Here is a 24727-nt window from a genome sequence, read left to right on the forward strand (position 1 = left end):
ACGCCCGGAGCGGGATTTGAACCCGCGTCACGACCGTGACAGGGTCGTATGATGGGCCACTACACCATCCGGGCGCGTCGCAATCTGTCGTACCCGTGTCTGGCAAATAAGGCTTGTCATCGGCGGCGGCGGTGGTGGACTCTCACAGGGCGGGCGGTACGTTTTTGTGTGTCACTCCCGAGCGTGAGAACGAGGAACGCCCCGTCGCGGAGAGCCGTGCGCGGCGGAGTTGACAAACCTTATGCGGCTGGAGTCGGTAACGCACTGTAGTATCTCGTGATAGCTTTTCCCCACCACCACCACCCATGGTAGACGTAAGCCAACACGAACTCGTCCCGGACCACGTCCTGATCGACGATCCCGAGGAGATCGAGGAGGTCCTGGCCGAGTACGACGTGAAGAAGACGAACCTACCGAAGATCAAACGCACCGACCCCGCGACCCCTGACGACGCCGAAGTCGGGGACGTGGTGAAGATCGTCCGTGATTCACGCACGACGGACCAAGCGGTCGTGTTCCGACTGGTCGTCTCATGAACAGGCAAGACCGACGCGTGGTGTCACGCGAGTACTTCTCCGACGAACGACTCGCCGAACACCACTTCCGATCCTTCAACAACTTCCTGGGCCGCGGGATGCAGGAAGTGGTCGACGAAAAGGAAACGATCGAGACCGACATCGGCGACAAGGAGGGCCAAGAGCCCGTCTACGTCGAACTCGGCGACGTGCGGATGGTCACGCCCCGAGTCCGCGAGGCCGACGGTTCCGAGGAACTCCTCTACCCCCAGGAGGCCCGTCTGCGGAACATCACCTACTCCGCGCCGGTGTTCATGGAGATGTCCATCGTGCGCGGCGGCGAGGAGGAACCCGAGACCGTCGTCGACAGCACGGAGACGAAGGTCGGCCGGATGCCGATCATGGTCGGCTCCGATAAGTGTAACATGGCCGACTTCACCGACGACGAACTGATCGACATCGGCGAGGACCCGGTCGACCCCGGTGGCTACTTCATCGTCAACGGCTCCGAGCGCGTGCTGATGACCTCGGAGGACCTCGCACCGAACAAGATCCTCGCGGAGTACGACTCGAAGTACGGCGACGAGATCCAGGTCGCCAAGACGTTCTCCCAACGGCGCGGCTACCGCGCGCTCGTGCTCTGTGAGCGCAACCGCGAGGGGCTGCTCGAGGTCTCGTTCCCGTCCGTGTCGGGTTCGATCGACTTCGTGACCCTCGTCCGCGCGCTCGGCCTCGAGTCCGACGAGGAGATCGTCCACCGCGTCTCGGACGACCCCGAGATCGTGAAGTTCATGCTGGAGAACTTGGAGGAGGCCTCGGTCCAGACCACCGAGGAGGCCATCGAGACGCTCGGCGAGCGCGTCGCGAGCGGCCAGGGGAAGAACTACCAGCTCAAGCGGGCGAACTACGTCATCGACCGCTACCTCCTGCCGCACCTCCACGAGGAGGGCGTCGACGAGGAGGACGTGCGGATCAACAAGGCGTACTACCTCTGCCGGATGGCCGAGGCGTGTTTCGAGCTCGCCTTAGACCGCCGGGAGGCCGACGACAAGGACCACTACGCGAACAAGCGGCTGAAGGTCTCCGGCGACCTGATGCGGGACCTGTTCCGGACCGCCTTGAACAAGCTGGCACGCGACGTGAAGTACCAGCTCGAGCGCGCGAACATGCGGAACCGCCAGCTCACCGTGAACACGGTGGTCCGCTCGGACGTGTTGACCGAACGGCTCGAACACCCGATCGCGACGGGGAACTGGGTGGGCGGTCGCTCCGGCGTCTCCCAGCTCGTCGACCGGACCGACTACATGGGCGTGCTCTCGCACCTGCGCCGGCTGCGCTCGCCGCTTTCCCGCTCGCAGCCGCACTTCGAGGCGCGGGACCTCCACGCGACCCAGTGGGGTCGCATCTGTCCCTCCGAGACGCCGGAGGGACCGAACTGCGGGCTCGTGAAGAACTTCGCGCAGGCGATGGAGCTGTCACAGACCGTCGAGGACGAACAGGGGCTGAAACGAGAACTGGCGTCGATGGGTGTCGAGGGGATCCCCGGCATCGAGGGCGTCGAACGACAGACGGCGGACGACTAACATGGCACAAGCAGAACGCGAAGCGAAGGTGTACGTCAACGGGAGCCTCGTCGGGACCCACCCGGACCCGCACGAACTCGCCGACCAGATCCGCGAAGCTCGCCGACGCGGCGACGTGAGCGAGATGGTGAACGTCTCGGTGAAGGAACGAACGCGGGAGGTGATCGTCAACGCGGACGCGGGGCGTGCCCGCCGGCCGCTGATCGTCGTCGAGAACGGCGAGCCGCTCTTGGGCGACGAGGAGATATCCTCGCTCGAGCGCGGCGACGTCGAGTTCGAGGACCTCGTCGACCGCGGCTACATCGAGTTCATCGACGCCGAGGAGGAGGAGGACATCCTCGTCGCGGTCGACGAGGAGGACGTGACCGACAAGCACACGCACCTCGAGATCGACCCGCAGCTCGTGTTCGGCATCGGTGCGGGGATGATCCCGTACCCCGAGCACAACGCGAGCCCCCGGATCACGATGGGCGCGGGGATGATGAAACAGTCGCTCGGGCTCCCCTCGGCCAACTACCGGATCCGGCCGGACACCCGCCAGCACCTGCTACACTATCCGCAGCTGGCGATGGTGAAGACCCAGACGTCCGACCAGATCAGCTTCGACGAGCGGCCGGCCGCCCAGAACTTCGTGGTCGCCGTGATGAGCTACGAGGGGTTCAACATCGAGGACGCGCTGGTGATGAACCAGGGCTCCGTCGACCGCGCGCTCACGCGTTCGCACTTCTTCCGGACCTACGAGGGCGAGGAGCGCCGGTACCCCGGCGGCCAAGAGGACCGCTTCGAGATCCCCGATCAGGACGTTCGCGGAGCACGCGGCGAGGACGCGTACACGCACCTGGACGAGGACGGCCTCGTCAACCCCGAGACCCGGGTCGACGAGTCCTCGGTGCTTTTGGGCAAGACGAGCCCGCCGCGCTTCCTGGAGGAGCCGGACGACATGGGCGGACTCTCCCCGCAGAAGCGCCGTGAGACGTCGGTGACGATGCGCTCGGGCGAGTCCGGCGTCGTCGACACCGTGACGCTGATGGAGGGCGAGGACGGCTCGAAGCTCTCGAAGGTGAAGGTTCGCGACCAGCGGGTGCCCGAACTGGGCGACAAGTTCGCGTCCCGGCACGGCCAGAAGGGCGTCGTGGGCCACCTCGCGCCCCAGGAGGACATGCCCTTCACCGAGGAGGGGGTCGTCCCCGACCTCGTGATGAACCCGCACGCGCTGCCGTCGCGGATGACGGTGGGCCACGTACTGGAGATGCTCGGCGGCAAGGTCGGCTCGCTGCGCGGTTCGCGCGTCGACGGCACGCCGTTCCAGGGCGAGGACGAGGAGGAGCTCCGGAGCGGGCTGGAGGAGCACGGCTTCAAGTCCTCCGGCAAGGAGGTCATGTACTCCGGCGTCACCGGCGAGAAGATCGACGCGGAGATCTTCGTCGGGACGATCTTCTACCACAAGCTGTACCACATGGTGTCGAACAAGCTCCACGCCCGCTCGCGCGGGCCGGTCCAGGTGCTCACGCGCCAGCCGACCGAGGGGCGTGCCCGCGAGGGAGGCCTTCGGGTGGGGGAGATGGAGCGCGACACGATCATCGGCCACGGCGCGTCGATGGTGCTCAACGAGCGACTGCTCGAGTCCTCGGACGCCGAGCAGGTGTACGTCTCCGCTGAGACGGGCCTGGTCGCCGTCGAGGACAGAGAACAGCGCCGGGTGTACGACCCGGTCACGGGCGACGAGGACGACATCCACGAGCTCGAGGTCAGCTACGCGTTCAAGCTGCTGCTCGACGAGATGATCGCTCTCGGCATCCGACCGAAACTCGAACTGGAGGACGCGATTTAAATGTCAATGCAAACACCGAAGGTGCTCGGCGGGATCGACTTCGGCCTGATGGACCCGGAGACGTACCGGGACATGTCGGCCACGAAGGTCATCACCGCGGACACGTACGACGACGACGGTTATCCGATCGACATGGGGCTCATGGACCCGCGACTCGGGGTCATCGACCCCGGCCTGGAGTGTCGGACCTGCGGGTCCCACTCCGGGTCGTGTAACGGCCACTTCGGGCACATCGAACTGGCCGCCCCCGTCATCCACGTGGGCTTCACGAAGCTCATCCGCCGACTGCTTCGGTCGACGTGTCGCGAGTGTGGGAAGCTGGCGCTCACCGAGGCGGAACGCGAGGAGTTCGGGGACCGGCTGGAACGCGCCGAGGAGCTCGGCGAGGACCCCCACGACGTGTTGAAGGCGGCCGTCCGGCAGGCCCGGAAGGCGTCGACGTGTCCGTACTGCGGCGAGCCGCAGGCGGACATCAAACACGAGAAGCCGACGACCTACTACGAGGTCCAGGACGTGCTCTCGGGCGACTACTCCGAGCACATCGCGGCCGCGATGCAGCCCGACGAGGAGGAGGACGACCCCGGCACCTCCCCGCAGGAGCTGGCCGATAAGACGGACATCTCCCTCGAGCGGGTCAACGAGATCATGGCGGGCGAGTTCCGCCCGCGCAAGGAGGACCGCCGCGCCATCGAGAAGGCGCTCGACATCGACCTCACCGAGGAGGACATGAACAAGCTGATGCCCTCGGACGTCCGCGACTGGTTCGAGGACATCCCCGACGAGGACCTGGAGGTGCTCGGCATCGACGCCGAACACTCCCGGCCCGAGTGGATGATCCTGACGGTGCTTCCGGTCCCGCCGGTCACCACGCGGCCCTCCATCACGCTCGACAACGGTCAGCGCTCCGAGGACGACCTCACGCACAAGCTGGTCGACATCATCCGCATCAACCAGCGGTTCATGGAGAACCGCGAGGCGGGCGCGCCCCAGCTCATCATCGAGGACCTCTGGGAGCTGTTACAGTACCACGTCACGACGTTCGTCGACAACGAGATCAGCGGGACGCCGCCGGCCCGGCACCGCTCCGGGCGACCCCTCAAGACCCTCAGCCAGCGGCTGAAGGGCAAGGAGGGTCGCTTCCGCGGCTCGCTCTCGGGGAAACGCGTCAACTTCTCGGCGCGGACCGTCATCTCGCCGGACCCCACGCTCTCGCTGAACGAGGTCGGGGTCCCCGACCGCGTGGCCAAGGAGATGACCCAGACGCTCAACGTCACCGAGCGCAACGTCGAGGACGCGCGCCAGTACGTCCGGAACGGCCCCGAGGCGCACCCCGGCGCGAACTACGTGCGCCGGCCCGACGGTCGCCGCCTGAAGGTGACCGAGAAGAACTGCGAGGAACTCGCCGAGAAGGTCGAGGCGGGCTGGGAGGTGAACCGCCACCTCGTCGACGGCGACATCGTGATCTTCAACCGGCAGCCGTCGCTACACCGGATGTCGATCATGGCCCACGAGGTGGTCGTGATGCCGTACAAGACGTTCCGGCTCAACACCGTCGTCTGTCCGCCGTACAACGCCGACTTCGACGGCGACGAGATGAACATGCACGCGCTCCAGAACGAGGAGGCCCGCGCGGAGGCGCGCGTGCTCATGCGCGTCCAGGAGCAGATCCTCTCGCCGCGGTTCGGCGGGAACATCATCGGCGCGATCCAAGACCACATCTCCGGGACGTACCTGCTCACCCACGCCAACCCCGAGTTCACCGAGACGCAGGCGCTCGACCTGCTCCGGGCGACTCGGGTGGACGAACTGCCCGAGGCCGACGGCGTCGACGACGACGGCCGCGAGTTCTGGACCGGGCGGACGCTGTTCTCGGAACTGCTGCCCGACGACCTCAACCTCGAGTTCACCTCCTCGACCGGCGACGCCGTCGTCATCGAGAACGGCCAGCTGATCGAGGGAACGATAGACGAGGACGCGGTCGGCGCGTTCGGCGGCGAGGTCGTCGACACGCTCACCAAGGCGTACGGCGAGACGCGCGCTCGCGTCTTCATCAACGAGATCGCGTCGCTCGCGATGCGGGCGATCATGCACTTCGGCTTCTCGATCGGGATCGACGACGAGTCGATCCCGCCGGAGGCCGAAGATCAGGTCGACGAGGCGATCGGCAGCGCCTACGACCGCGTCAACGAGCTGATCGAGACGTACCGCGCGGGCGAGCTGGAGTCGCTGCCCGGCCGGAGCGTCGACGAGACGCTGGAGATGAAGATCATGCAGACGCTCGGGAAGGCCCGCGACTCCGCCGGCGAGATCGCCGACCAGCACTTCGGCGACGACAACCCGGCGGTCGTGATGGCCCGCTCGGGCGCGCGTGGGTCGATGCTCAACCTCACGCAGATGGCCGGCTCCGTCGGCCAGCAGGCGGTTCGCGGCGAGCGGATCAACCGCGGCTACGAGGACCGCACGCTCGCCCACTACGAGGCCGACGACCTCTCGGCGGAGGCGCACGGCTTCGTGGAGAACTCCTACCGCGGCGGGCTCACGCCCGAGGAGTTCTTCTTCCACGCGATGGGCGGCCGAGAGGGGCTCGTCGACACGGCGGTCCGGACCTCCAAGTCCGGCTACCTCCAGCGGCGGCTCATCAACGCGCTCTCCGAGCTGGAGGCGCAGTACGACGGTACCGTCCGGGACACCTCCGGACGGATCGTCCAGTTCGAGTTCGGTGAGGACGGCACCTCGCCGATCAAGGTCTCCTCCGGCGAGGGCGACGGCATCGACGTCGACGGCATCGCCGACCGCGTCCTCGAGTCGGAGTTCGCCTCCGACGACGAGAAGGAGCGGTTCCTCGGCGAGCGCGCGCCGCCGACGAACCTCTCGGAGCATGCGGGTCCGGGCCTGAACAAGGCGGACGAGCTGGGGGTGGAATCCGATGACTGAGTACGAACACGTCACCGACGACATGGAGGCCGTCGTGGAGGCGACGGAGCTCCCGAAGCGGCTGAAGACCGAGGTGTACGAGACGCTGGAGACGAAGGCGGACGAGCACGGCGGGGTCACGATCGAGCAGGCGACCGACATCGTGACGGGCGTCGAGAACCGCTACATCGAGACGCGCGTCGACCCGCTGGAGCCCGTCGGGACCGTCTCGGCGCAGTCGATCGGGGAGCCCGGAACGCAGATGACGATGAACACCTTCCACTACGCCGGCGTCGCGGAGATCGACGTCACGCAGGGGCTCCCCCGGCTCATCGAGCTGGTGGACGCCCGGAAGACGCCGGACACGCCGATGATGACGGTCCACCTCGAGGGCGAGTACGCGACCGACCGCGAGCGCGCCCACGAGGTCGTCTGGTCGATCGAGTCGACGCGGATCTTAGCGCTCGGGGACGTCTCCACCAACGTGGCGGACATGCTGGTGCGGATCGACCTCAACGACGACACCCTCCTGGAGCGGTGGCCGACCCACTCGGACCCCACGGAGGTCGCCGGGATCATCGCAGAGACGATCGAGGACTCGCTGGGCGTCGACGCCCGACAGGCGGGCACCGTGATCGAGTTCGGCCCCAACGAGCCGAGCTACCGCGAGCTGTTGCAGCTCGTCGAGCGGCTGCGCGAGATCGTCTTCAAGGGGATTGAGGAGGTCGAACGCGTCGTGATCCGCAAAGAGCAGCTCGAGGACGGCGAGGAGTTCGTCCTCTACACCGAGGGGTCCGCCTTCGGCGACGTCCTCGAGATCGAGGGCGTGGACGCCTCGCGGACGACGTGTAACAACATCCACGAGATCTATCGGAACCTCGGCGTCGAGGCGGCCCGCGAGACGATCATCGACGAGACGAAGAACACGCTCGAAGAGCAGGGGCTCGACGACGTGAACGTCCGGCACCTGATGCTCGTCGCCGACATCATGACGAACAACGGCGAGATCGAGTCGATCGGTCGACACGGGATCTCGGGATCCAAGGACTCCGTGCTCGCGCGGGCCGCCTTCGAGGTGACGGTCAACCACCTCCTCGACGCGGCGGTCCACGGCGAGTACGACGAGCTCGACGGCGTCATCGAGAACGTCATCGCCGGCAAGCCGATCTCGATCGGGACCGGCGACGTCGACCTCCGGATGGGGTCGCGCGTCGTGGGCGACGACTGATGCGCGTCGAGCTCTCCGACGAGGCGCGGCGCTACATCGGTCGGTTCGACGAGCTGACCGGCGTGGCGCCGAAGGACTGCCTCGTGGAGGGCGACCGGCTCGTGTTCCTGCTGCCGGCGGGCGAGATGGCGGCGGCGATCGGCCAGGCGGGAGAGACCGTCGAGGCGGCCGAGCGGGACCTCGGCAAGTCGATCGACCTCGTCGAGGACGCGGACACGCCGGAGGCGTTCGTCGCGAGCGCGCTCGCGCCGGCGGCGGTCAACGCGGTGACCGTCTCCGAGCAGAACGACCGGGTCGCGTACGTGGAGGTCGCCGAGCCGGACCGGGGCGTCGCGATCGGCGCCGACGGCCGGAACATCGAGACCGCGCGGACGCTGGCGAAACGTCATCACGACATCGACGACGTCCAACTGACCTGACCGCGGTCGACGCTCGGCCCGCCGATTGCGAGCGGCCGTCGCCTCCGGCGGGCTTTTTCGCGTGCGTCACCACGAGCCGGTATGAACGGACGATGCGTGAACAGACGGCGGCTTCTCACGGCGATCGGCACGGCCGCCGGAGTCGGTCTCGCGGGGTGTCTCGGCGGGAGCGTCGACGGTCCCTTCCCGGACGCCGACTGGCGTGAGGGCGACGGGCTCGACGTCGAGACGCTCGCTACGAGCCACGTCGAGTCGGCGGTCGAGGCGGGCGGGGCGACGCTCTTCTCGACGGCGGAGACGACCTACGACGGCGAGGGAGACCCGAGTCCGTGGCTCCCGTCACAGGAGTACGAGTCGAGTTACGACCTCGAGAACGGCCGGTCGTATCTCAGACAGGAACTGACCGGGTCCGGGGAGCCGGACGTCATCGAGCGGTACGTCGTGGACGGCGAGGCGCTGGTCCGGGAACGGACGGGAGGAGAGGTGCGATACGGCCGACAGGCGGTCGAGCGAACGACGGGCGACTTCGAGGAGGCGCTCCGGTCGGAGGCGCTCGTGGGGATCCGGGTGCCGCAGGGAGACGACGACTCGGGGGAGACGACGTACGCGGGACTCGGGAACTGGGACCCGAACGCCGACGGGGAAGGCGAGATCGACGGACGGCCGACCGCCCGGTTCGTCTCCGAGTCGTTCGACGGCGATCGGGACGTTCCGGAGGCCGTCGAGACCGCGAGCGCGACCGTCCACGTGTTCGAGTCGGGGTTCGTCCCGCGGATCGAGCAGTCCTGGGAGGGACCACACGACGACGGGACCGCGACCGTCGCGGTCGACGTCGAGTACCGCGACCGGGGAGCGACCGTCGCGGAACCCGAGTGGGCCGAGGAGGCCCGCGTCGAGACGGAGGGATGAGAACGGGTCATCGACGGGACGTTCTCCGGCCAACGACGGTCTCTCCGGGGGGCTTATCGGTTCAACGGTCACGAGCACCCGTCGTTATCGATCGGAGAAACGCACGCAGATCCGACGAGAGGTACCGCTCGAGCGATCTCCGCACGTTTCTCCGAGCGGAAAGACGACGCTTAAGTAGCTCCGTTGGGAAGGAGACGTACGATGGCGAACGGCAAATATGCCGCCCGTAAGCTCAAACAGGACCGGCAGAAGCGCCGCTGGTCCGACTCCGAGTACGCTCGGCGAGAGCGCGGGCTCAAGAAGAAGTCCGACCCCCTCGAGGGTGCCCCGCAGGCTCGCGGGATCGTCCTCGAGAAGGTCGGGATCGAGGCGAAGCAACCGAACTCGGCAATTCGGAAGTGCGTCCGGGTTCAACTCATCAAGAACGGGAAGCAGGTCACGGCCTTCTGTCCCGGCGACGGCGCGATCTCCTTCATCGACGAGCACGACGAGGTCACGATCGCGGGGATCGGCGGCGCGAAGGGTCGCGCGATGGGCGACCTCTCCGGCGTCAACTACAAGGTCGAGAAGGTCAACGGCGTCTCGATGATCGAACTGGTTCGCGGAAACGCGGAGAAACCGGTCCGATGAGCGGGGAGGAAGTCGAGGCGGAGTCCGACGCGGACGTCGCCGCGGACGAGCCGGACCCGGACGCGCCCGCCGCCAGCGAGGCCGCGAACGAGAACGCCGAGCTGTTCGGCGTCTGGGACGTCACCGAGATCGCCTACGAGGACCCCTCGACGAAGCGATACATGACGGTGACGCCGATCGCCCACACGATGGGGCGACACGCGTCCAAACAGTTCCAGAAGAGCGAGATCTCGCTCGTCGAGCGGCTGATCAACCGGCTGATGCAGACCGACGAGAACACGGGCAAGAAACAGCAGGCCACCCGGATCGTCCGTGACGCGTTCGACGTGATCCACGATCGAACCGAGGAGAACCCGGTCCAGATCCTCGTGCGCGCCGTCGAGAACGCGGCGCCGCGCGAGGAGACCGTCCGCCTGAAGTACGGCGGGATCTCCGTCCCGAAGGCCGTCGACGTCGCGCCCCAGCGCCGCGTCGACCAGGCGCTGTTGTTCATCTCCGACGGCGTCGCGAACGCGACGTACAAGTCCACCACCTCGGCCGCCGAGGCGCTCGCGAACGAGCTGATCGCGGCCGCCGACTACGACGCCAACGCCTCCTACTCCATCTCACAGAAGGAGGAGCGCGAGCGCGTCGCCGCCGCGGCCCGCTGACGCGGGAGATCGAGCGACGGGCGGTTTTCCGTTTCTCGAGGACCTCGACGCGTGAGCGGCAGCGCCGTGGGGACGCGCTCTCACGGACGGTCGCGGGGAGCGGTCGCTCGGGGAACGGACGAAAGAGAGAAAGGGAGAACCGGAGACCGGGGCGTGGGTCCGTCCTCAGTCGTCGGCGGGCGCGGCGTCGGAGCCGCCCTCGTGCTGCTTTTTGACCCACGAGAGCTTGCCGCCGGACGCGAGGATCTCGCGTTCGCGCTCGGAGGCGTCGAGTTCGGCGGTGAACTCCCAATCGTCGTTCACGCGCGCCGTGAACTCGGTCTGACCGGAGTTGACGCCCGCGGGCACGTCGTCGACGATCTCGATGTCGTCGCCCTGGTCGATCTTCTCGTACGTCTCCGCGTCGATCGCGAGCGGGACGATCCCGAAGTTGAACAGGTTCGCCTTGTGGATGCGTGCGAAGCTCTGTGCGAAAACCGCCTCGATGCCGAGGTACATCGGACAGAGCGCGGCGTGTTCACGCGAGGAGCCCTGACCGTAGTTCTCGCCGGCGACGAGGACGCCGCCGTCGGCGTCGAGCGCGCGCTGTGCGAACGTGTCGTCGACGCGCGAGAGGGTGAACTCCGAGAGCTTCTCGATGTTCGAGCGGAACTTCAGGATGTCCGCGGTCGCCGGGATGATGTGGTCGGTGGTGATGTTGTCCTCCATCTTGAGGAGGGCCTCGCCGCCGTCCACGTCGATCCCGTCCTTGAGGGGCACGTCGCCGATGTTCGGCCCCTTCACGAGACCGTCGTCGATGGCCTCGTCGGGCGAGATGATGTCGGAGTCGTCCTTCCCCATGCCGGGGCCGTACTTCGTCCCCATCTCGAGGCCGGGCGCCTCGAGGTCGCCGAGATCGTCGGCGAGGTCACGCGGGTCGACGATCTCGCCGGTGATGGCCGCCGCGGTGGCGACCTCCGGCGAGCAGAGGAAGACGGAGTCGTCCTCGATGCCGGATCGACCCTCGAAGTTGCGGTTGAAGGTGCGCAGCGAGACGGAGTCGGAGGCGGGCACGTGGCCGATGCCGATACAGGCCCCGCACGTCGCCTCGGAGAAGTTGACGCCGGCCGCCATCATCTCCGCGGTCCAGCCCTCGCGGGCCAGCATCTCGGAGGCCTGCTTGGAGCCGGGCGCGACGATCATCTCGGTCCCCTTGTTGACCTCGCGGCCCTCCAGCATCTTCGCGCTGGGGAGGATGTCCTCGTAGGCGCCGTTCGTACAGGAGCCGACGATGACCTGCTCGACGTCCGTACCCTCGTACTCGCTGACGGGAGCGACGTTGTCGGGCATGGACGGCGCGGCGACGAGCGGCTCGAGGTCGTTCAGGTCGACCTCGATCGTCTCCGCGTACTCCGCGTCCTCGTCGGGCTCGAGCTCGACGAACTCCTCCTCGCGGTCCTGGCGCGCGAGCCAGTCCTTCGTCTTCTCGTCGGTGCCGAAGATCGAGGAGGTCGCGCCGAGTTCGGTGCCGAGGTTCGTGATCGTCGTCCGCTCGGGGATGGTGAGGTTCTCGGCGCCGGGGCCGGTGTACTCGAAGATCTTGCCGACGCCGCCCTTGACGGTCAGCTCGCCGAGGAGGTGGAGCGCGACGTCCTTCGCGGTCGCCCACTCGGGCAGTTCGCCCTCGAGGTGGACGTTGACGACCTCGGGCATCTCGACGTAGTAGGGGCCGCCGCCCATCGCGACGGCGATGTCGAGCCCGCCCGCGCCGATCGCGAGCTGGCCGAGCCCGCCGGGCGTCGGGGTGTGCGAGTCCGAGCCGAGAAGCGTCTTGCCGGGCGCGGCGAAGTTCTCCTTGTGGACCTGGTGGCAGATGCCGTTGCCGGGCCGGGAGAAGTACGCGCCGTAGGTGCCTGCCGCGGAGCGGAGGAAGCGGTGGTCGTCGGTGTTCTTGAAGTCGAACTGGTACGTCTGGTGGTCACAGTACTGCGCGGCGAGTTCGGTCTGGACCTCGTCGAGGTCGAGCGCCTCGAACTGGAGCCAGACCATCGTCCCTGTGGTGTCCTGTGTGAGGACCTGGTCGATCTCGATGCCGATCTCCTCTCCGGGAGTCAGCTCGCCCTCGACGAGATGGTCGCCGAGGATCTTCTCCGTAATCGTCTTTCCCATATCGGTCGAAGATGGCCGTCCCGTGAATATAAAACCCGCGAGTGTTCCGCCGGATCGACCGTGTGGGACCGGCGGATCCAGCAAGTATTGGGCGAACCAGCCCGTGATGACACGTCCCGATCGGGGCGGATTCGACCGGGGATCCCGGCGTTCGTGGCGCGCGGACGACACGGTTTTGCCCGCGCCGCGGCTCGGGGACGACATGTTCGAGTCGGGTGAGTCGGTGGCGGCCGCACTGGAGGCGGCGGGCGCGACGCTCGAGGCGGAACAGCGACAGCCGAACGGGGTCGATCTCACGGCGGGGGCCGTCCTCCGGCAGACGGGGCCCGGCCGGATCGGTCGCGACGGGAAACGCGTCGGCGACCGATCCGAGGTCGAGACCGACGACGGCACGTATCGGCTCGACGCGGGGACGTACGTCGTCCGGTACGGCGAGCCGGTCCGGATCCCCGAGGGACACGTCGGGTTCGTCCTCCCGCGGTCGACCCTACTGCGGAACTCGTGTACGCTCGATACGGCCGTCTGGGACGCCGGCTACGAGGGCGTCGGCGAGGGTCGGCTCGACGTCGGCCACCGTATCGAGATCGAACCCGGCGCGCGGATCGCCCAGCTGGTGCTCGCACGCGCGGATCACGAGGGGACGTACGACGGCGACTACCAGTCCGAGGGGATCTGAATCGGCAAGAACGCGGTCGCTCGAACGTTCAAAGGAACGAACGACCCCGCGTGCCGACAAAAGGTGGCACGCCGGGGTCGTTCAGTAGGTCCCCGCTGACGCTTCGGCCCTCCAAGCGAAGCGTCACCTGACACCAGACGCGTGATCCACTTAACGGTGCCGGGGGCGGCAGATACGACGTGTTAACGATAGCCGTTTACTTAATAAACATGGACGACTCCGCGAGGGCCTGGACCGTCTCCCGCCGGGAACGAGCACGTAGACCGACGAGATCCGCTCAGTCGGACGGGCGCGCGGGATGGTCCTCCCGGAGTCGAGGGCCCGGCGTTCCGTGGAGTCGCTCGCGGAGGGTGTCACCCGGCGGGTCGGCGTCGGCGGGGTCGACCAGCCCGCGCTCGCGGAGTTCGGGGACGACGAGGTCGACGAAGTCGACCAGCGAGTCGGGCCGGACCACCTCCTTCACGTTGAAACCGTCGACGCCGACCTCCTCGTGCCAGTACTCGAGTTCGTCTGCCACGTCCTCGGCGGTGCCGACGATCGTCGGCGACGTGGTCCCGAGCCCGCAGAACTCGGCGACCTCCCGGACCGTCCACTCGCGGTCGGGCTGTGAACGGGTGAACGCGTTCATCGTCCCCTGGATCGCGTCGGTCTCGATGTGTTCGACCCGCTGGTCGGGGTCGAGCTCGGAGAGGTCCATGTCGAGGAAGCCCGAGAGGAGCGCGAGCGTCGCCTCGACGTCGACGTGACGGGTGTACTCCTCGCGTTTCGCCTCCGCGAGCGCCCGCGTCTCGCCGACGATCGGGACGACGCCGATGAAGAACTGGAGGCTCTCGGGGTCGCGGCCGTACTCGGCGGCCCGGCCCTTCACGTCCTCCATGTACTCGCGGACGCCCTCCTCGGTCGGCTGGCTCGCGAACACCGCCTCCGCGTTGGCGGCCGCGAACTCCCGGCCGCGGTCCGACGAGCCCGCCTGGTAGACGACCGGCGTGCGCTGCGGGGACGGCTCACAGCCGTGGGGGCCGGGCACCGAGAAGTGCTCGCCCTCGTGGTCGATCGTCGAGACCTTCGCGGGGTCGGCGTAGCGCCCGGCCTCGCGGTCGCGCTCGACGGCGTCGTCGGCCCACGACTCCTCCCACAGCGCGTAACAGACGTCGAGGAACTCGTCGGCGCGGTCGTACCGCTCGCCCTTCTCCATCCGCCCGTCGAGCCCGAGGTTCTCGGCGGCCGACTCCAGGTAGGAGGTGACGACGTTGATCGCGATCCGGCCGTCGGTGAGGTGGTCGAGCGTCGAGAACTCGCGGGCGAGCTGGTAGGGGTGGGTGTAGGTCGTCGAGCGCGTCACGGCGAACCCGAGTTCGTCGGTGACGGCGGCCATCGCGGGAACGACGAGCTGCGGGTCGTTCGCGGGCGTCTGGACCGCGCGCTCGACGGCGGTCTCCCGGTCGTCGCCGTACACGTCGTAGATCCCGCGAACGTCGGCGAAGAACACCGCGTCGAAGCCGCCGCGCTCGGCCGTGCGGGCGATCTCCGTCCAGTACTCGACGTCGGTGTACTCGGGCGATCGGTCGCCCGGGTACGTCCACGAGCCCGGCGAGACGTGCTCGACGGACGACATCGTGAAGAGGTTGAGGCGTAGGCGGTCGGTCACGGGTCCCGTTCGGCCGCCCGCCGTAATACCCCCGAGGAAGGGGTGGATCTTGACGACATCTCGGACGCGATGCGGATCGAAGAACTGGCGAACGGAACCGTGGTGAACGGGTCGAGGGGAACCGGTCGAACGGACGAAGCGAACCGGTCGAACGGACGAAGCGAACCGGTCGAACGGACGAAGCGAACCGGTCGTCTCCGACGGTACGCCTACGGCGTCAGCGGCTCGCTCCCGGAGACGTACGCCGCGAAGTCGGAGGTGGTGATGATCCCGATCGGCGTCCCCTCGTCGTCGACGACCGGAACGTGGTGGAACCCGTGGTCGATCATGGTGGCGGCGACTTCCGAGACGACGTCCTGTGCGCCCGCCGTGATCGGGTCCGGCGTCATGTAGCGCTCGACCGTGGTCTCGGCTTTGGGCTGGCTCTTCGCGACGATCTCGACGAAGTCGGTGGTGGTGAGGATCCCGACCAGCCGGCCGTCCTCGACGACGAGCGCGGAGCTTATGTCGTTGTCGAGCAGGACGGCCGCGGCGTCCTCGACGAGCGTGTCCGGGGTCACGGTGTGGAGGTCGGTCGTCATCAGTCGGGCGACGAAGACGTCCTCGATCTCGTTCATACATGAGAATCCCGCCGTTGCCGTATAAGCGTTCTCACGACGGGACACGGTGGATCGGGAGGGTTTCGGCCTCACCGTCTCCGTTGAAACGCTCTCTTTCAGATGCGTTTCAGTCCGAAACGGTTGGTCGATGAAAGGTACTCGTTGATCGCCGTTTTGAGTGGAATCGAGTTGTTCGGTGTGGAGTCGTTGCTGGCGCGGCGAGCACCGCCAAAGCCCCAGCCGCGGGGACGGCACACGCTCGTTGCGCTCCTCGGTCAGTCGTTTCCCTCCTTCCCTGCGGTGCTTACGTTGCCTGTGCCGTCCCTGCGGCAGCGAGGCGCTCCGCGCCTCTGGCAGCCGGCGGCGGAGCCGCCGGCGACTGCCCCTTTGAGTCCCACCCGAATCGCACAGCACCGCACCTCACGCCTCCCCAGCCTCGTCGCTCACTTCGTTCGCGACGTCCCTCGCGGGCTCCTCGCGCCCCTCTGGGACGCTCGGAGGCGCGCCGCCGCAATCGCTCGTTCTCTCATCCGTATTGACCGTTCTCGGGTCAGAGCGTCTCGCTTACTGGGAACTTCACCGGAACCGCGAGAGTCCCGACTGCCTCCGCGGGCCGTCGCCGTCGGGCTCCGCGACCCACGCCGTCCGGTCGTCGCGGAGGCGGTCGCGGTCGAGCGCCGGCGCGTCGGCGGGCTCGTGTTCGGGACAGCCGTGGCCGCACTCGCGACCCGGGTCGACGACCCGGTCGAAGCGGTTACAGCGGGGTCGGCCGTCGTCGGTGGTCGTTGCGTGTGCGCACGCCGGCGGTTCCGGCCGCCACCCCTTGCCGTAGGTGCGCTCGGCGATCCGGCGTCGCTTCCGCGCCTTCGCCTCGGGGGAGACGAGCGCGACGTCCGTCCGGAGCGACCGCTCTTCGCGGATCTCGACGCCCGGCGCGCCCGGATCGAGGGGGGTCGGCTCCCGGACCACCTCTCGCTCGCCGGTCTCCGGATCGAACCGCCAGACGCCGACCGGGTCGGGGATCCGGTTGAGGTGCGCACGGGTGACGTAGGAGGCGGTCGCGAGCACGACCCTCTCGAAGAGGCCGAGCGCGGCGTCGTACCGGAGTTGGGCCGCCAGGTCGCCCGGAGTACCGAGGTCGGGCTTGTTCTCGATCGCGGTCAGCGACCCGACCCAGTCGTCGGGGTAGCGGTCGGTCGCGCGCACCACCGGCCGCCCGTCGCGGCGCTCGCGCTCGAGGTAGCCGGCCTCGACGGCGGCGTCGGCGACCGCGCTCGCGCGCTCCGGCGGGAGGTCGAACGCGTCGGCGACGGGGACGGCCTCGCCGGGGCCGACGCGGGCCTCGATCGCCGCCGGCGGGATCCCCTCGGGCGTCAGGGCGGCCCGCGCGTCGAATCCGGATCCCGGCCTCAAGACGCAGACGTCGACGATCCGCGCGCCCGGCCGGGTCACCCCCGCGCCGAGCTGCCGCGCGATCACGCGGTCGGGCGACTCGAGGGCCGAACACAGGGCCAGCTCGAACCGGAACTCCATGGAGGGGGGGAGGGTCGCCGAGGGGTAAAACGCGTCGGCCACCGGCGGGTTCGGCCGGCCCGGTTCGCGGCCGAAACCCGTATTCGACGCCGCCCCGTATCCCGGGTATGCGCCCGGTCACGCGGAACCTCCTCGTCGCCATCGCGGTGATCGCGCTCGCGCTGCTGGCGTTGGGGGCGCTGCCGAGTTACCTCGGGAGCGGCGATCCCTACTACCTCACCGCCGAGCCCATCGAGACCGACGAGCCGACCGCGAACGCCACCGGCCTCTCCGAGCGTCGCTACCCGTACCTGACTGGCGCGATCGAGAGCGACGGGGGCCGCTCGGAGCCGTACCTGACGGGCCCCTACGGGCTGAAGGAGTGGTTCACGCACACGCCGTTCGACGAGGTCGACGCGCTCACCCGGCGCGCGCCGGCGGCGGGCACCGACGACGGGGTTCGGGTCGAGCGCGACGGCGAAACGTATTACGTCGAGGTCACACAGTCTCCGACATGAGCGACGGACCCGCGGAGGACCCGCCGGAGACGGACGCGCCCGCGAACGACGACCGCGCCGCGAGCGACCTGCGCGACCTGCCGGCCTTCTCGGACGGACGGCTCCACTCGCTGCCGGGCGAGCCGGAGTGGCCGGTTCGGGAGGTCGCCGTCGAGTACGACCCCGGCTGGTTCGTCGGCGGGTACGACCGGGTCGAACAGCCCGACGGGACGGAGAAGAACTACTACTGGGCGGAACTGCCGCCCGCGACGGTCGTGGTCGCGGTCGCCGACGACCTCGTCCTGTTCGTCGAGCAGTACCGCCCCACGGTGCGGAACACCCAACTGGAGTTGCCCGCCGGGATCGTCGAGCCCGGCGAGTCCTACACCGCCGCGGGAGCCCGCGAACTCGCCGAGGAGACCGGGTTTTCCCCGTCGTCGACGACGCTGCTCCAGGAGGTGTGGTGCTCGACGGGCGTGTTGCGACACAAGCGAGGATACGTGTTCGCCGAGGGCTTGGAGCCGGTCGACGTCGACGCCGACAGCAACGAGTTCCTCGTCCCGCGGACCGTGCCGATAGACGAGGCGCTGGCGCTCGCACGCGAGACGCCGACGAACGACGCGACGCTGGAGGGGTTGCTGTTGGCCGAACGCGACGGCGTGTTGGAGTAGCGCGCGTCGTCGCCGGGGCGGTGACGACCGCCGAGGATCTCCCCTCTCCCTCGCCCCGCCGGCGACCGCACCGCACCTCGCGCCTCCCCAGCCTCGGTCTCGACGACCCGCCGGAACCGCCGGCGGGTCCTCTCGACCTCCCTCGCGCGGACTCCTCGTGCCCTGTCGGGCGCTCGGAGGCGCGCGCCGACCGCGAGACGATCGGCTCGTCCGTCCGTCCGTGTGGGAGTTCCTCGCTGTCATCGGCTGAAACCCGACGAACGTCCAGTTCGACTCCGGGACGGGGAGCTATTAGTCGGCGCGGCCCCATCCTCGTTCCATGAGCCAGACGCCGGAGCAGTCTGTGTTGCTGTCGGAGGACCCCCCGATCGACCTGCGGCTCTCGGAGGCGGAACTGGAGGAGACGCGCGAGCGGATCGTCTCGTTCATCGCCGACCTCGCCGACGACGCGGGCGCTGAGGGGGCCGTCCTCGGTCTTTCAGGCGGGATCGACTCGACGCTCACGGCCCACCTCGCGGTCGAGGCGCTCGGCGAGGACGGGCTCCACGGGATCACGATGCCCTCGGAGGTGAACGACCCGGACGTGATGAGCGACGCCGAGCGGGTCGCTCACGACCTCGGGATCGAGTACGACGTGGTGGAGATCCAGCCGATCGCGGAGTCCTTCTTCGCGGCGTTCCCGGAGGCCGAAGAGGACCGGACGGCGGCGGGGAACGTCTACGTCCGGACCCGTGCGGTCCTGAACTACTTCGTCGCCAACGCGGAGAACCGGGTGGTGCTCGGGACGGGCAACCGCGCGGAGGCGATGACGGGCTACTTCACGAAGTACGGCGACCAGGCCGTCGACTGTAACCCGATCGGCAACCTCTACAAACAGCAGGTGCGCCAGTTGGCCGCCCACGTCGGCGTCCCTCGCGACCTCGTGATGCAGGAGCCGACCGCCGGGATGTGGGAGGGACAGACCGATGCCGCGGAGATGGGCCTCGATTACGACACGGTCGACGCGATCCTCGCGGTCCACGTCGACGGCGGGCTCTCGCGGGCGGCGACGGTCAGGGAACTGGACGTCCCCGGAGAGGCCGTCGACCGTGTCGTCGAACTGTACGAGCGGAGCGCGCACAAACGGTCGATGCCGCCCGCACCGAAGCGGTAGGTTGGTCGATCGCGGGCCACCGCAGGCCACGGCCTCGTCTCGGTGTCAGGCGTCGTGTGCCCGTTCCTTCGCGACCTCCGCGATCCCGGCGTTCGCCGAGCAGTTCGGACACGCGTGTATCCGGCCGCGAGCGTCCGCGAACACCCGGACGAACCGTTCGGAGACGTGCGCCTGACAGTGCTCACACGTCGGCATGGTGTAGGGGGGTATCGTGGGTCATGTTCGGTACGCGTTCACTTGGTACCGTAGACCCAAGACGGCTTTCCGAATTCCGTCCAAAATTCGACCCGGATCGGCGGATCCGGTCGCGTGAGCGGGACCGAAAGCGTGCTCGAACCCGTGCGGTTAGAAGTCGCGAAGGGCCTCGAGGACCTCGTAGGCGGAACCGTCATCGATGACCGCACGGGCCGTCTCGAGTCCCTCCTCGATGGAGTCGGCGTCCTCGCGGGCGTAGATCCGCAGCGCCGCGTTGACCGCGACCGCGTCGGCGAACGCGCCGTCGCGCTCGCCCGCCAGGACTTCCTCGGTGATGGCGGCCGACTCGGCGGCGACGTCGTCGACGGCGAGGTCCGCCTCCTCGAGGTCCATTCCGTACTCGGCGGTCTCGATCTCGAAGTCGTCGAAGGACGCGCCCTCGGACCCCGCGTCATCTCCCTCCGCGTCCCACTCGGCGACCTTGGTGTAGCCGGGGCGCACGTCGTCGTACCCCTCCATTCCCTGGAACATCAGGACGCGGTCGAGGTCGTGGAACTCGCTCTCGACGAACGTGTCGACCACCTTCTTCGCGAACGCGAGGTGATAGAAGGAGCCGAGGTGGACCGACGCGCCGGCGGGGTTCGCCAGCGTCTCGATCGTGTTGACGAACGTGCGGACGCCCATCACGTCGCGGCGCTCGAACAGGTCGTCGATCGCGGGGTTGAACGCGGGCTGGTAGTAGAAGCCGAAGCCGGTCTCGTCGACCATGTCGGCCGAATCCGAGGGCGTCAACTCGGTGTGGACGCCCATCTCGTCGAGCACGTGTTTGTACGCGTCCTGCTTCTGCGTCGGGACGCGGTCGCCCGAGTGGACGACGACGGGAGTGCCGGCGGCGGCCGCGACCGCGCCCGCCGCGACGCCGAGGACCGCGGAGCGTCCCTTGCCGTCGTAGTTCGCGCCGCAGTCGACGGGGTCGGCGTCGGGCTCCGCGTACTCGACGCGCTCGCACATGACGTCGACGTACGCGCCGAGTTCCTCGGGCGTGTTCCGCTTCCAGCGGTTCGCGAGCCAGAACGCCCCGAGCGTCGTCGGGTCCGGCTCGTCCGCGAGGATCCGCTCGAACGCCTCGGTCGCCTGCGCGCGCGTCAGGTCGTCGGCCGACTTGTGGCCGGAGCCGCAGACCTCGGTCATCAGCCGCTTGAGGGGCCACTCGCCGAACTCCTGGGTCGCCTGAGCCATACGCGCCGTTCGGGTTCTCGAACGAAAAGCCTCCCGCTCGACTCCCACGCGACGGGAACGACGGGACCGGGAGTCGGGCTCGACGCGGAGCCGACGATGCGGAGCCGGCTACACCGCGAGACGTCGACCGCGCGCGAACGGAGAGGTCGGAATCCGGTGCGTGTCACGGCCGATCCGTGCGACTCGTTCCCAAACAATGTCTGGACAAACGGACATCCATACCGAGATATTATCCAAATATGGAAATTATAGTTCCATCAACTCGGTATCACGAGGTGTGAAAAGAGTTAGAACTATATGTTCGTCCATCAAATAGACGATCGTTCCCGATGACGTCCAAATCCGTGGCGACCGCACTCACGCTGTATCGCTCCCGTACGCTGACGCTCGAACAGGCCGCGACCGCCGGCGGCTGCTCCGCGGCACAGCTCGAGGAGAGCGCCCGGGCGTTCGCCCCGGCCTCGGCCGAGTCCCCCGCCGACGACTGACGCCCTCCGAGCCTCCACGGCCGAAGCGACCGTCGCGCTCCGAAACCCGTACGTACGCGGGCCCCCTTATCCGAACAATGAGTCTCGACGCCGACTGGCGGGCCGACGTCGACGCGGTCGACGCGGCCCTCATCGACGAGTACCAGAGCGGCTTTCCGGTCGAATCGCGCCCGTTCGAGCGGGTCGCCGGGGAGATCGCGGTCGAGACGGGCGTCGACGTCGACGCCGCCGAGGTCCTCGACCGCGTTCGCGACCTCCGGGAACGGGGCGTGTTCCGGCGGTTCGGGGCGGTGCTCAACCCGCCCGTGATCGGCTCCTCGACGCTGGCGGCCGTGCGCGCGCCGGAGGAGCGGTTCGACGAGATCGCCGAGGTCATCAACGGCTACCGGCAGGTGAACCACAACTACCGCCGGGACCACGAGTGGAACCAGTGGTTCGTCGTCACCGCGGGCTCCCGCGAGAAGCGCGACGCGATCCTCGCGGAGATCGAGGAGCGAACCGGCTGCGAGGTACTGAACCTCCCGATGCTCACGGACTACTACATCGACCTCGAGTTCCCCGTGGTGAACGGCGACCGGTTCGCCCGAGAATCGGGCGAGGCACGAAGCGCCTCGAACTCCGCGAGCGGGGAGCAGAGCGACCCGCGAGCGTCCGGGACGGACGTGTCGGCGACCCGCATCTCCGAGGACGCCCGTGGCGACCTCACGGCGCTGGAGGCCGACCTCCTCGTGGCGATCCAGGACGGCTTCCCGCTCTCTTCGACCCCCTACGCCGACGTGGCGAGCGAGATCGACGCCCCGATCGAGGACGTGCTCGCGGCGGTCGAGCGCCTGCTCGCCGACGGCTGTATCAAGCGGATCGGCTGCGTCGTCAACCACGTCGTCACCGGGTTCACGAACAACTGTATGGTCGTCTGGGACGTTCCCGACGACGAACTCGACGCGCGCGGCGAGGCGGTCGGGAGTCTCCCGTACGTCACGCTGTGTTACCACCGGCCGCGTCGACCCGAGCAGGGCTGGGAGTACGACCTGTTCACGATGATCCACGGACGGGAGGCGGAGGCCGTCGACGCGAAGATAGACGAGCTCGCCGCGGAGTACCTCCCGTTCGACCACGAGCGGCTCTACTCGACGGAGACGCTGAAACAGACCGGCGCGCGGTACGAGGAACTCGTCGCGGACGAGAGCGGGAACTGAGGACCGACCCGACTCGCCGCGGTCGATCTCTACGATCCGTGAGTATATATCCGAAGCCGCGGCCATCCGCCCCGTGACCTGACCGAGGCCCCGGAACGGGGGACGGGTGTGCGGCGGTCGTTCCGGGACGGAGACGCGTCGCCTGCTCGCCACTACAACCGATCGCGGAGCCGTCGGGCCGTCGTGTCGCCGATCCCGTCGACGTCGACGAGGTCCTCGAAGGAGGCGTCACGGACGTTCTCGACCGATCCGAAGCGCCGGAGCAGCCGCTTTCGCGTCTCGGGGCCGACCCCGGACACGTCGTCGAGCACCGTCTTCACCTCGTCACGGACGGTCTGGTGGTACTGGACGGCGAAGCGGTGTGCCTCGTCGCGGACGCGCTGGAGCAGGTGGAGCTCCGGCGCGTCGTCGGGCCACCGCAACGGCCCGTCCGGCGTCACCACTATCTCCTCGGCCTTCGCGAGCGCGATCACCGGCACCCGCCAGCCGGCCTCGGCGAGCGCGTCGCGAGCCGCGCCGAGCTGTCCCTCGCCGCCGTCGATCAACAACAGGTCCGGGTCCGGACGGTCGTCCCGGTCCTCGACCGCTCGGGCCGCACGCCAGCGGACCAGCTCCCGCATGTTGGCGTAGTCGTCGTTGCGGTCGGTGAGCTTCTTCCGGCGGTACTCGCTCGTCCGTGCGCTTCCGTCGACGAAACGGACGTTCGAGCCGACGACGGCGGTTCCGGACGCGTGGCTCACGTCGAACCCCTCGATCCGCGTCGGGCGGTCGATCCCGAGCCGGTCGGCGAGCGCGCCGACGGGATCGTCGCGGCCGCCGCGTTTTCGGGCGTTCTTCAGCGCGAGCTCGACGAGCTTCGCCTCCCGGCCGGCACCCGGAACGCGGACCGCGACGCCCTCGCCTTCGAGCCATTCGATCACGTCGAGATCGGTCGGACGCTCTGCCAGGAGGACCGCGTCGGGGAACTCGCGTTCGGCGTAGTACTGGGCGAGGAACGCCGACAGTACCGCCGCCGGCGTGTAAGCGCCGTTGGCGACGGCGTCGTCGCCATCACGGTCCACGTCGCCGTCGTTGCCGACGTTGCCGCCCTCCGCGTCGCCGACTGCTGCCTCCACCGTCGGCGTGTCGAGCCGGTGACGGCTCCGGTCGACGAGTTGACCGCGCTCGCTGTGAAGCCGCGCGACCCGGGCGGTCTCGCCCTCGACGACGGCGGCGAGCACGTCCACGGTGCGGTCGTCGGAGCGGTCGCTCACCGCCTCGCCGCCCTCGCCGTGGAACGCCTCGACCGCTTCGAGGCGGTCGCGGAGGTTCGCCGCGCGCTCGAACTCGGCGTTCTCGGCGGCCGTCTCCATTCGGCGGCGGAGCGGCTCCGCGAGCACGCCGGTCTCCCCCTCGAAGAACCGACGTGCGGCGGCGACGTCCTCGGCGTAGGCCGCCGGGCCGATCTCGCCGGTACAGGGTGCGGAGCAGATCCCCATCTCGTAGTCGAGACAGGGCCGGTCGCGGTTCGTGTACTTGTGGTCCGAACAGCCGCGGAGCCGGTACTCGTCGCGGATCGCCTTCACGACCGTCTCGACGCGGCCCTTGTCCGTGAACGGCCCGTACGCGACCGCCCCCTCGTCGGGATCGCGCGTCACCTCGATCCGCGGGACCTCGTGGTCGGAGAACGCGACCAGCGGATAGGACTTGTCGTCCTTCAGCCGGACGTTGTACCGCGGCCGAAGCCGCTTTATCAGGTTCGCCTCGAGGAGCAACGCCTGCGTCTCGGTGTCCGTAACGGCGAACTCGATCCGGTCCGCCCGTCCGACCATGCCGCGGATCCGCCCCGAGCGCGGGTCGGCGTACGACCGGACCCGATCCCGGAGGTCGACCGCTTTGCCGACGTATAACGTGGTTTCACCCGATCGGAACTGGTACACGCCGGGTTCCGTCGGGAGATCGGCCGCGCGGGCTCTCACGGCGTCGGCGTCCATCGATGAGACGTAACCGACGGACGCGCTTGAACGCTGCGGGCGGGATCCCTCGTC

22 protein-coding genes and 1 tRNA gene are annotated in these 24727 nt (G+C 68.5%); 15 read left to right on the forward strand and 8 right to left on the reverse strand.

All coding sequences use genetic code 11. The features are described from left to right. Position 1: 1 nt before the first annotated feature. Positions 2–74: transfer RNA gene (locus F3H10_RS07690), tRNA-Asp, on the reverse strand. Between the two features lie 231 nt (positions 75–305). Between F3H10_RS07690 and F3H10_RS07695 the strand changes: the two genes are divergently transcribed. The 9 genes from F3H10_RS07695 to F3H10_RS07735 all read left to right on the forward strand — a co-directional run bounded on the left by F3H10_RS07695 (position 306) and on the right by F3H10_RS07735 (position 10678). Continuing rightward, on the forward strand, positions 306–536 hold the full coding sequence (locus F3H10_RS07695) for a DNA-directed RNA polymerase subunit H (protein WP_149784201.1): 231 nt from the start codon (positions 306–308) through the stop codon (positions 534–536). Then, positions 533–2098 carry a DNA-directed RNA polymerase subunit B'' gene (locus F3H10_RS07700; RefSeq protein WP_149784202.1) on the forward strand — a complete coding sequence of 522 codons (1566 nt, stop codon included), beginning with the start codon at positions 533–535 and terminating at the stop codon, positions 2096–2098. Before F3H10_RS07695 ends, F3H10_RS07700 begins: the two co-directional genes overlap by 4 nt. A 1-nt stretch (position 2099) precedes the next feature. Continuing rightward, positions 2100–3929 (forward strand): DNA-directed RNA polymerase subunit B, encoded by a 1830-nt coding sequence (gene rpoB / locus F3H10_RS07705; RefSeq protein ID WP_149784203.1) that lies wholly within the window; start codon positions 2100–2102, stop codon positions 3927–3929. A 6-nt stretch (positions 3930–3935) separates the two neighbouring features. Further along, positions 3936–6863: a DNA-directed RNA polymerase subunit A' gene (locus tag F3H10_RS07710; RefSeq protein WP_149784324.1), complete on the forward strand. Its 2928-nt coding sequence runs from the start codon at positions 3936–3938 to the stop codon at positions 6861–6863. Beyond that, the gene (rpoA2, locus tag F3H10_RS07715) at positions 6856–8070 is read left to right on the forward strand and encodes a DNA-directed RNA polymerase subunit A'' (protein ID WP_149784204.1); all 1215 of its coding nucleotides are present in this window, start codon (positions 6856–6858) and stop codon (positions 8068–8070) included. Before F3H10_RS07710 ends, rpoA2 begins: the two co-directional genes overlap by 8 nt. Continuing rightward, a complete protein-coding gene (locus F3H10_RS07720; RefSeq protein ID WP_094534035.1) occupies positions 8070–8489 on the forward strand; it encodes a NusA-like transcription termination signal-binding factor in 420 nt (139 codons plus the stop codon). The genes rpoA2 and F3H10_RS07720 overlap by 1 nt, the downstream gene beginning before the upstream one ends. A 96-nt stretch (positions 8490–8585) precedes the next feature. Then, entirely contained in the window at positions 8586–9398 is an 813-nt protein-coding gene (locus tag F3H10_RS07725) for a DUF7537 family lipoprotein (protein ID WP_149784325.1), read from the forward strand. A 201-nt stretch (positions 9399–9599) separates the two neighbouring features. Further along, positions 9600–10028, forward strand: coding sequence for a 30S ribosomal protein S12 (locus F3H10_RS07730; RefSeq protein ID WP_004048726.1), 429 nt, complete (start codon positions 9600–9602; stop codon positions 10026–10028). Beyond that, positions 10025–10678, forward strand: coding sequence for a 30S ribosomal protein S7 (locus tag F3H10_RS07735; protein WP_149784205.1), 654 nt, complete (start codon positions 10025–10027; stop codon positions 10676–10678). Before F3H10_RS07730 ends, F3H10_RS07735 begins: the two co-directional genes overlap by 4 nt. Before the next feature lie 165 nt (positions 10679–10843). Here F3H10_RS07735 and F3H10_RS07740 read toward each other — a convergent pair whose 3' ends face one another. After that, entirely contained in the window at positions 10844–12826 is a 1983-nt protein-coding gene (locus F3H10_RS07740) for an aconitate hydratase (protein ID WP_149784206.1), read from the reverse strand. Between the two features lie 202 nt (positions 12827–13028). On the opposite strand from F3H10_RS07740, the gene F3H10_RS07745 reads away from it, so the two are divergent. Continuing rightward, positions 13029–13502 carry a deoxyuridine 5'-triphosphate nucleotidohydrolase gene (locus tag F3H10_RS07745; RefSeq protein WP_149784207.1) on the forward strand — a complete coding sequence of 158 codons (474 nt, stop codon included), beginning with the start codon at positions 13029–13031 and terminating at the stop codon, positions 13500–13502. 277 nt (positions 13503–13779) lie between these two features. On the opposite strand, the gene F3H10_RS07750 is transcribed toward F3H10_RS07745, so the two are convergent. The 3 genes from F3H10_RS07750 to F3H10_RS07760 all read right to left on the reverse strand — a co-directional run bounded on the left by F3H10_RS07750 (position 13780) and on the right by F3H10_RS07760 (position 17282). Beyond that, the gene (locus tag F3H10_RS07750; protein WP_149784208.1) at positions 13780–15150 is read right to left on the reverse strand and encodes an LLM class flavin-dependent oxidoreductase; all 1371 of its coding nucleotides are present in this window, start codon (positions 15148–15150) and stop codon (positions 13780–13782) included. A 209-nt stretch (positions 15151–15359) separates the two neighbouring features. Continuing rightward, positions 15360–15767, reverse strand: coding sequence for a CBS domain-containing protein (locus tag F3H10_RS07755; RefSeq protein WP_149784209.1), 408 nt, complete (start codon positions 15765–15767; stop codon positions 15360–15362). A gap of 558 nt (positions 15768–16325) precedes the next feature. Beyond that, on the reverse strand, positions 16326–17282 hold the full coding sequence (locus tag F3H10_RS07760; protein WP_149784210.1) for a DUF5787 family protein: 957 nt from the start codon (positions 17280–17282) through the stop codon (positions 16326–16328). 107 nt (positions 17283–17389) lie between these two features. Between F3H10_RS07760 and F3H10_RS07765 the strand changes: the two genes are divergently transcribed. From F3H10_RS07765 to F3H10_RS07775, 3 genes are all read left to right on the forward strand, one after another. Next, entirely contained in the window at positions 17390–17779 is a 390-nt protein-coding gene (locus F3H10_RS07765; RefSeq protein WP_149784211.1) for a hypothetical protein, read from the forward strand. Beyond that, complete coding sequence (locus tag F3H10_RS07770; RefSeq protein WP_149784212.1) at positions 17776–18429, forward strand: NUDIX hydrolase; 654 nt, start codon at positions 17776–17778, stop codon at positions 18427–18429. Before F3H10_RS07765 ends, F3H10_RS07770 begins: the two co-directional genes overlap by 4 nt. A 319-nt stretch (positions 18430–18748) precedes the next feature. Beyond that, positions 18749–19582, forward strand: a complete 834-nt coding sequence (locus tag F3H10_RS07775) for an NAD+ synthase (RefSeq protein ID WP_149784213.1) — start codon at positions 18749–18751, stop codon at positions 19580–19582. Positions 19583–19627: 45 nt separating this feature from the next. Here F3H10_RS07775 and F3H10_RS16045 read toward each other — a convergent pair whose 3' ends face one another. Further along, positions 19628–19777 carry a DUF7563 family protein gene (locus F3H10_RS16045; RefSeq protein ID WP_179234045.1) on the reverse strand — a complete coding sequence of 50 codons (150 nt, stop codon included), beginning with the start codon at positions 19775–19777 and terminating at the stop codon, positions 19628–19630. A 150-nt stretch (positions 19778–19927) separates the two neighbouring features. Further along, complete coding sequence (locus tag F3H10_RS07780) at positions 19928–21016, reverse strand: anthranilate phosphoribosyltransferase (protein WP_149784214.1); 1089 nt, start codon at positions 21014–21016, stop codon at positions 19928–19930. 329 nt (positions 21017–21345) lie between these two features. On the opposite strand from F3H10_RS07780, the gene F3H10_RS16050 reads away from it, so the two are divergent. Continuing rightward, positions 21346–21504: a DUF7317 family protein gene (locus F3H10_RS16050; protein WP_188127901.1), complete on the forward strand. Its 159-nt coding sequence runs from the start codon at positions 21346–21348 to the stop codon at positions 21502–21504. 77 nt (positions 21505–21581) lie between these two features. Continuing rightward, positions 21582–22700 (forward strand): siroheme decarboxylase subunit beta, encoded by a 1119-nt coding sequence (gene ahbB, locus F3H10_RS07785; RefSeq protein ID WP_149784215.1) that lies wholly within the window; start codon positions 21582–21584, stop codon positions 22698–22700. Positions 22701–22852: 152 nt separating this feature from the next. On the opposite strand, the gene F3H10_RS07790 is transcribed toward ahbB, so the two are convergent. Then, positions 22853–24673, reverse strand: coding sequence for an excinuclease ABC subunit C (locus tag F3H10_RS07790; RefSeq protein WP_149784216.1), 1821 nt, complete (start codon positions 24671–24673; stop codon positions 22853–22855). Between the last annotated feature and the right edge of the window lie 54 nt (positions 24674–24727).

This window comes from Halorubrum aquaticum (genome assembly GCF_900113615.1).
Lineage (GTDB): Archaea > Halobacteriota > Halobacteria > Halobacteriales > Haloferacaceae > Halorubrum > Halorubrum aquaticum.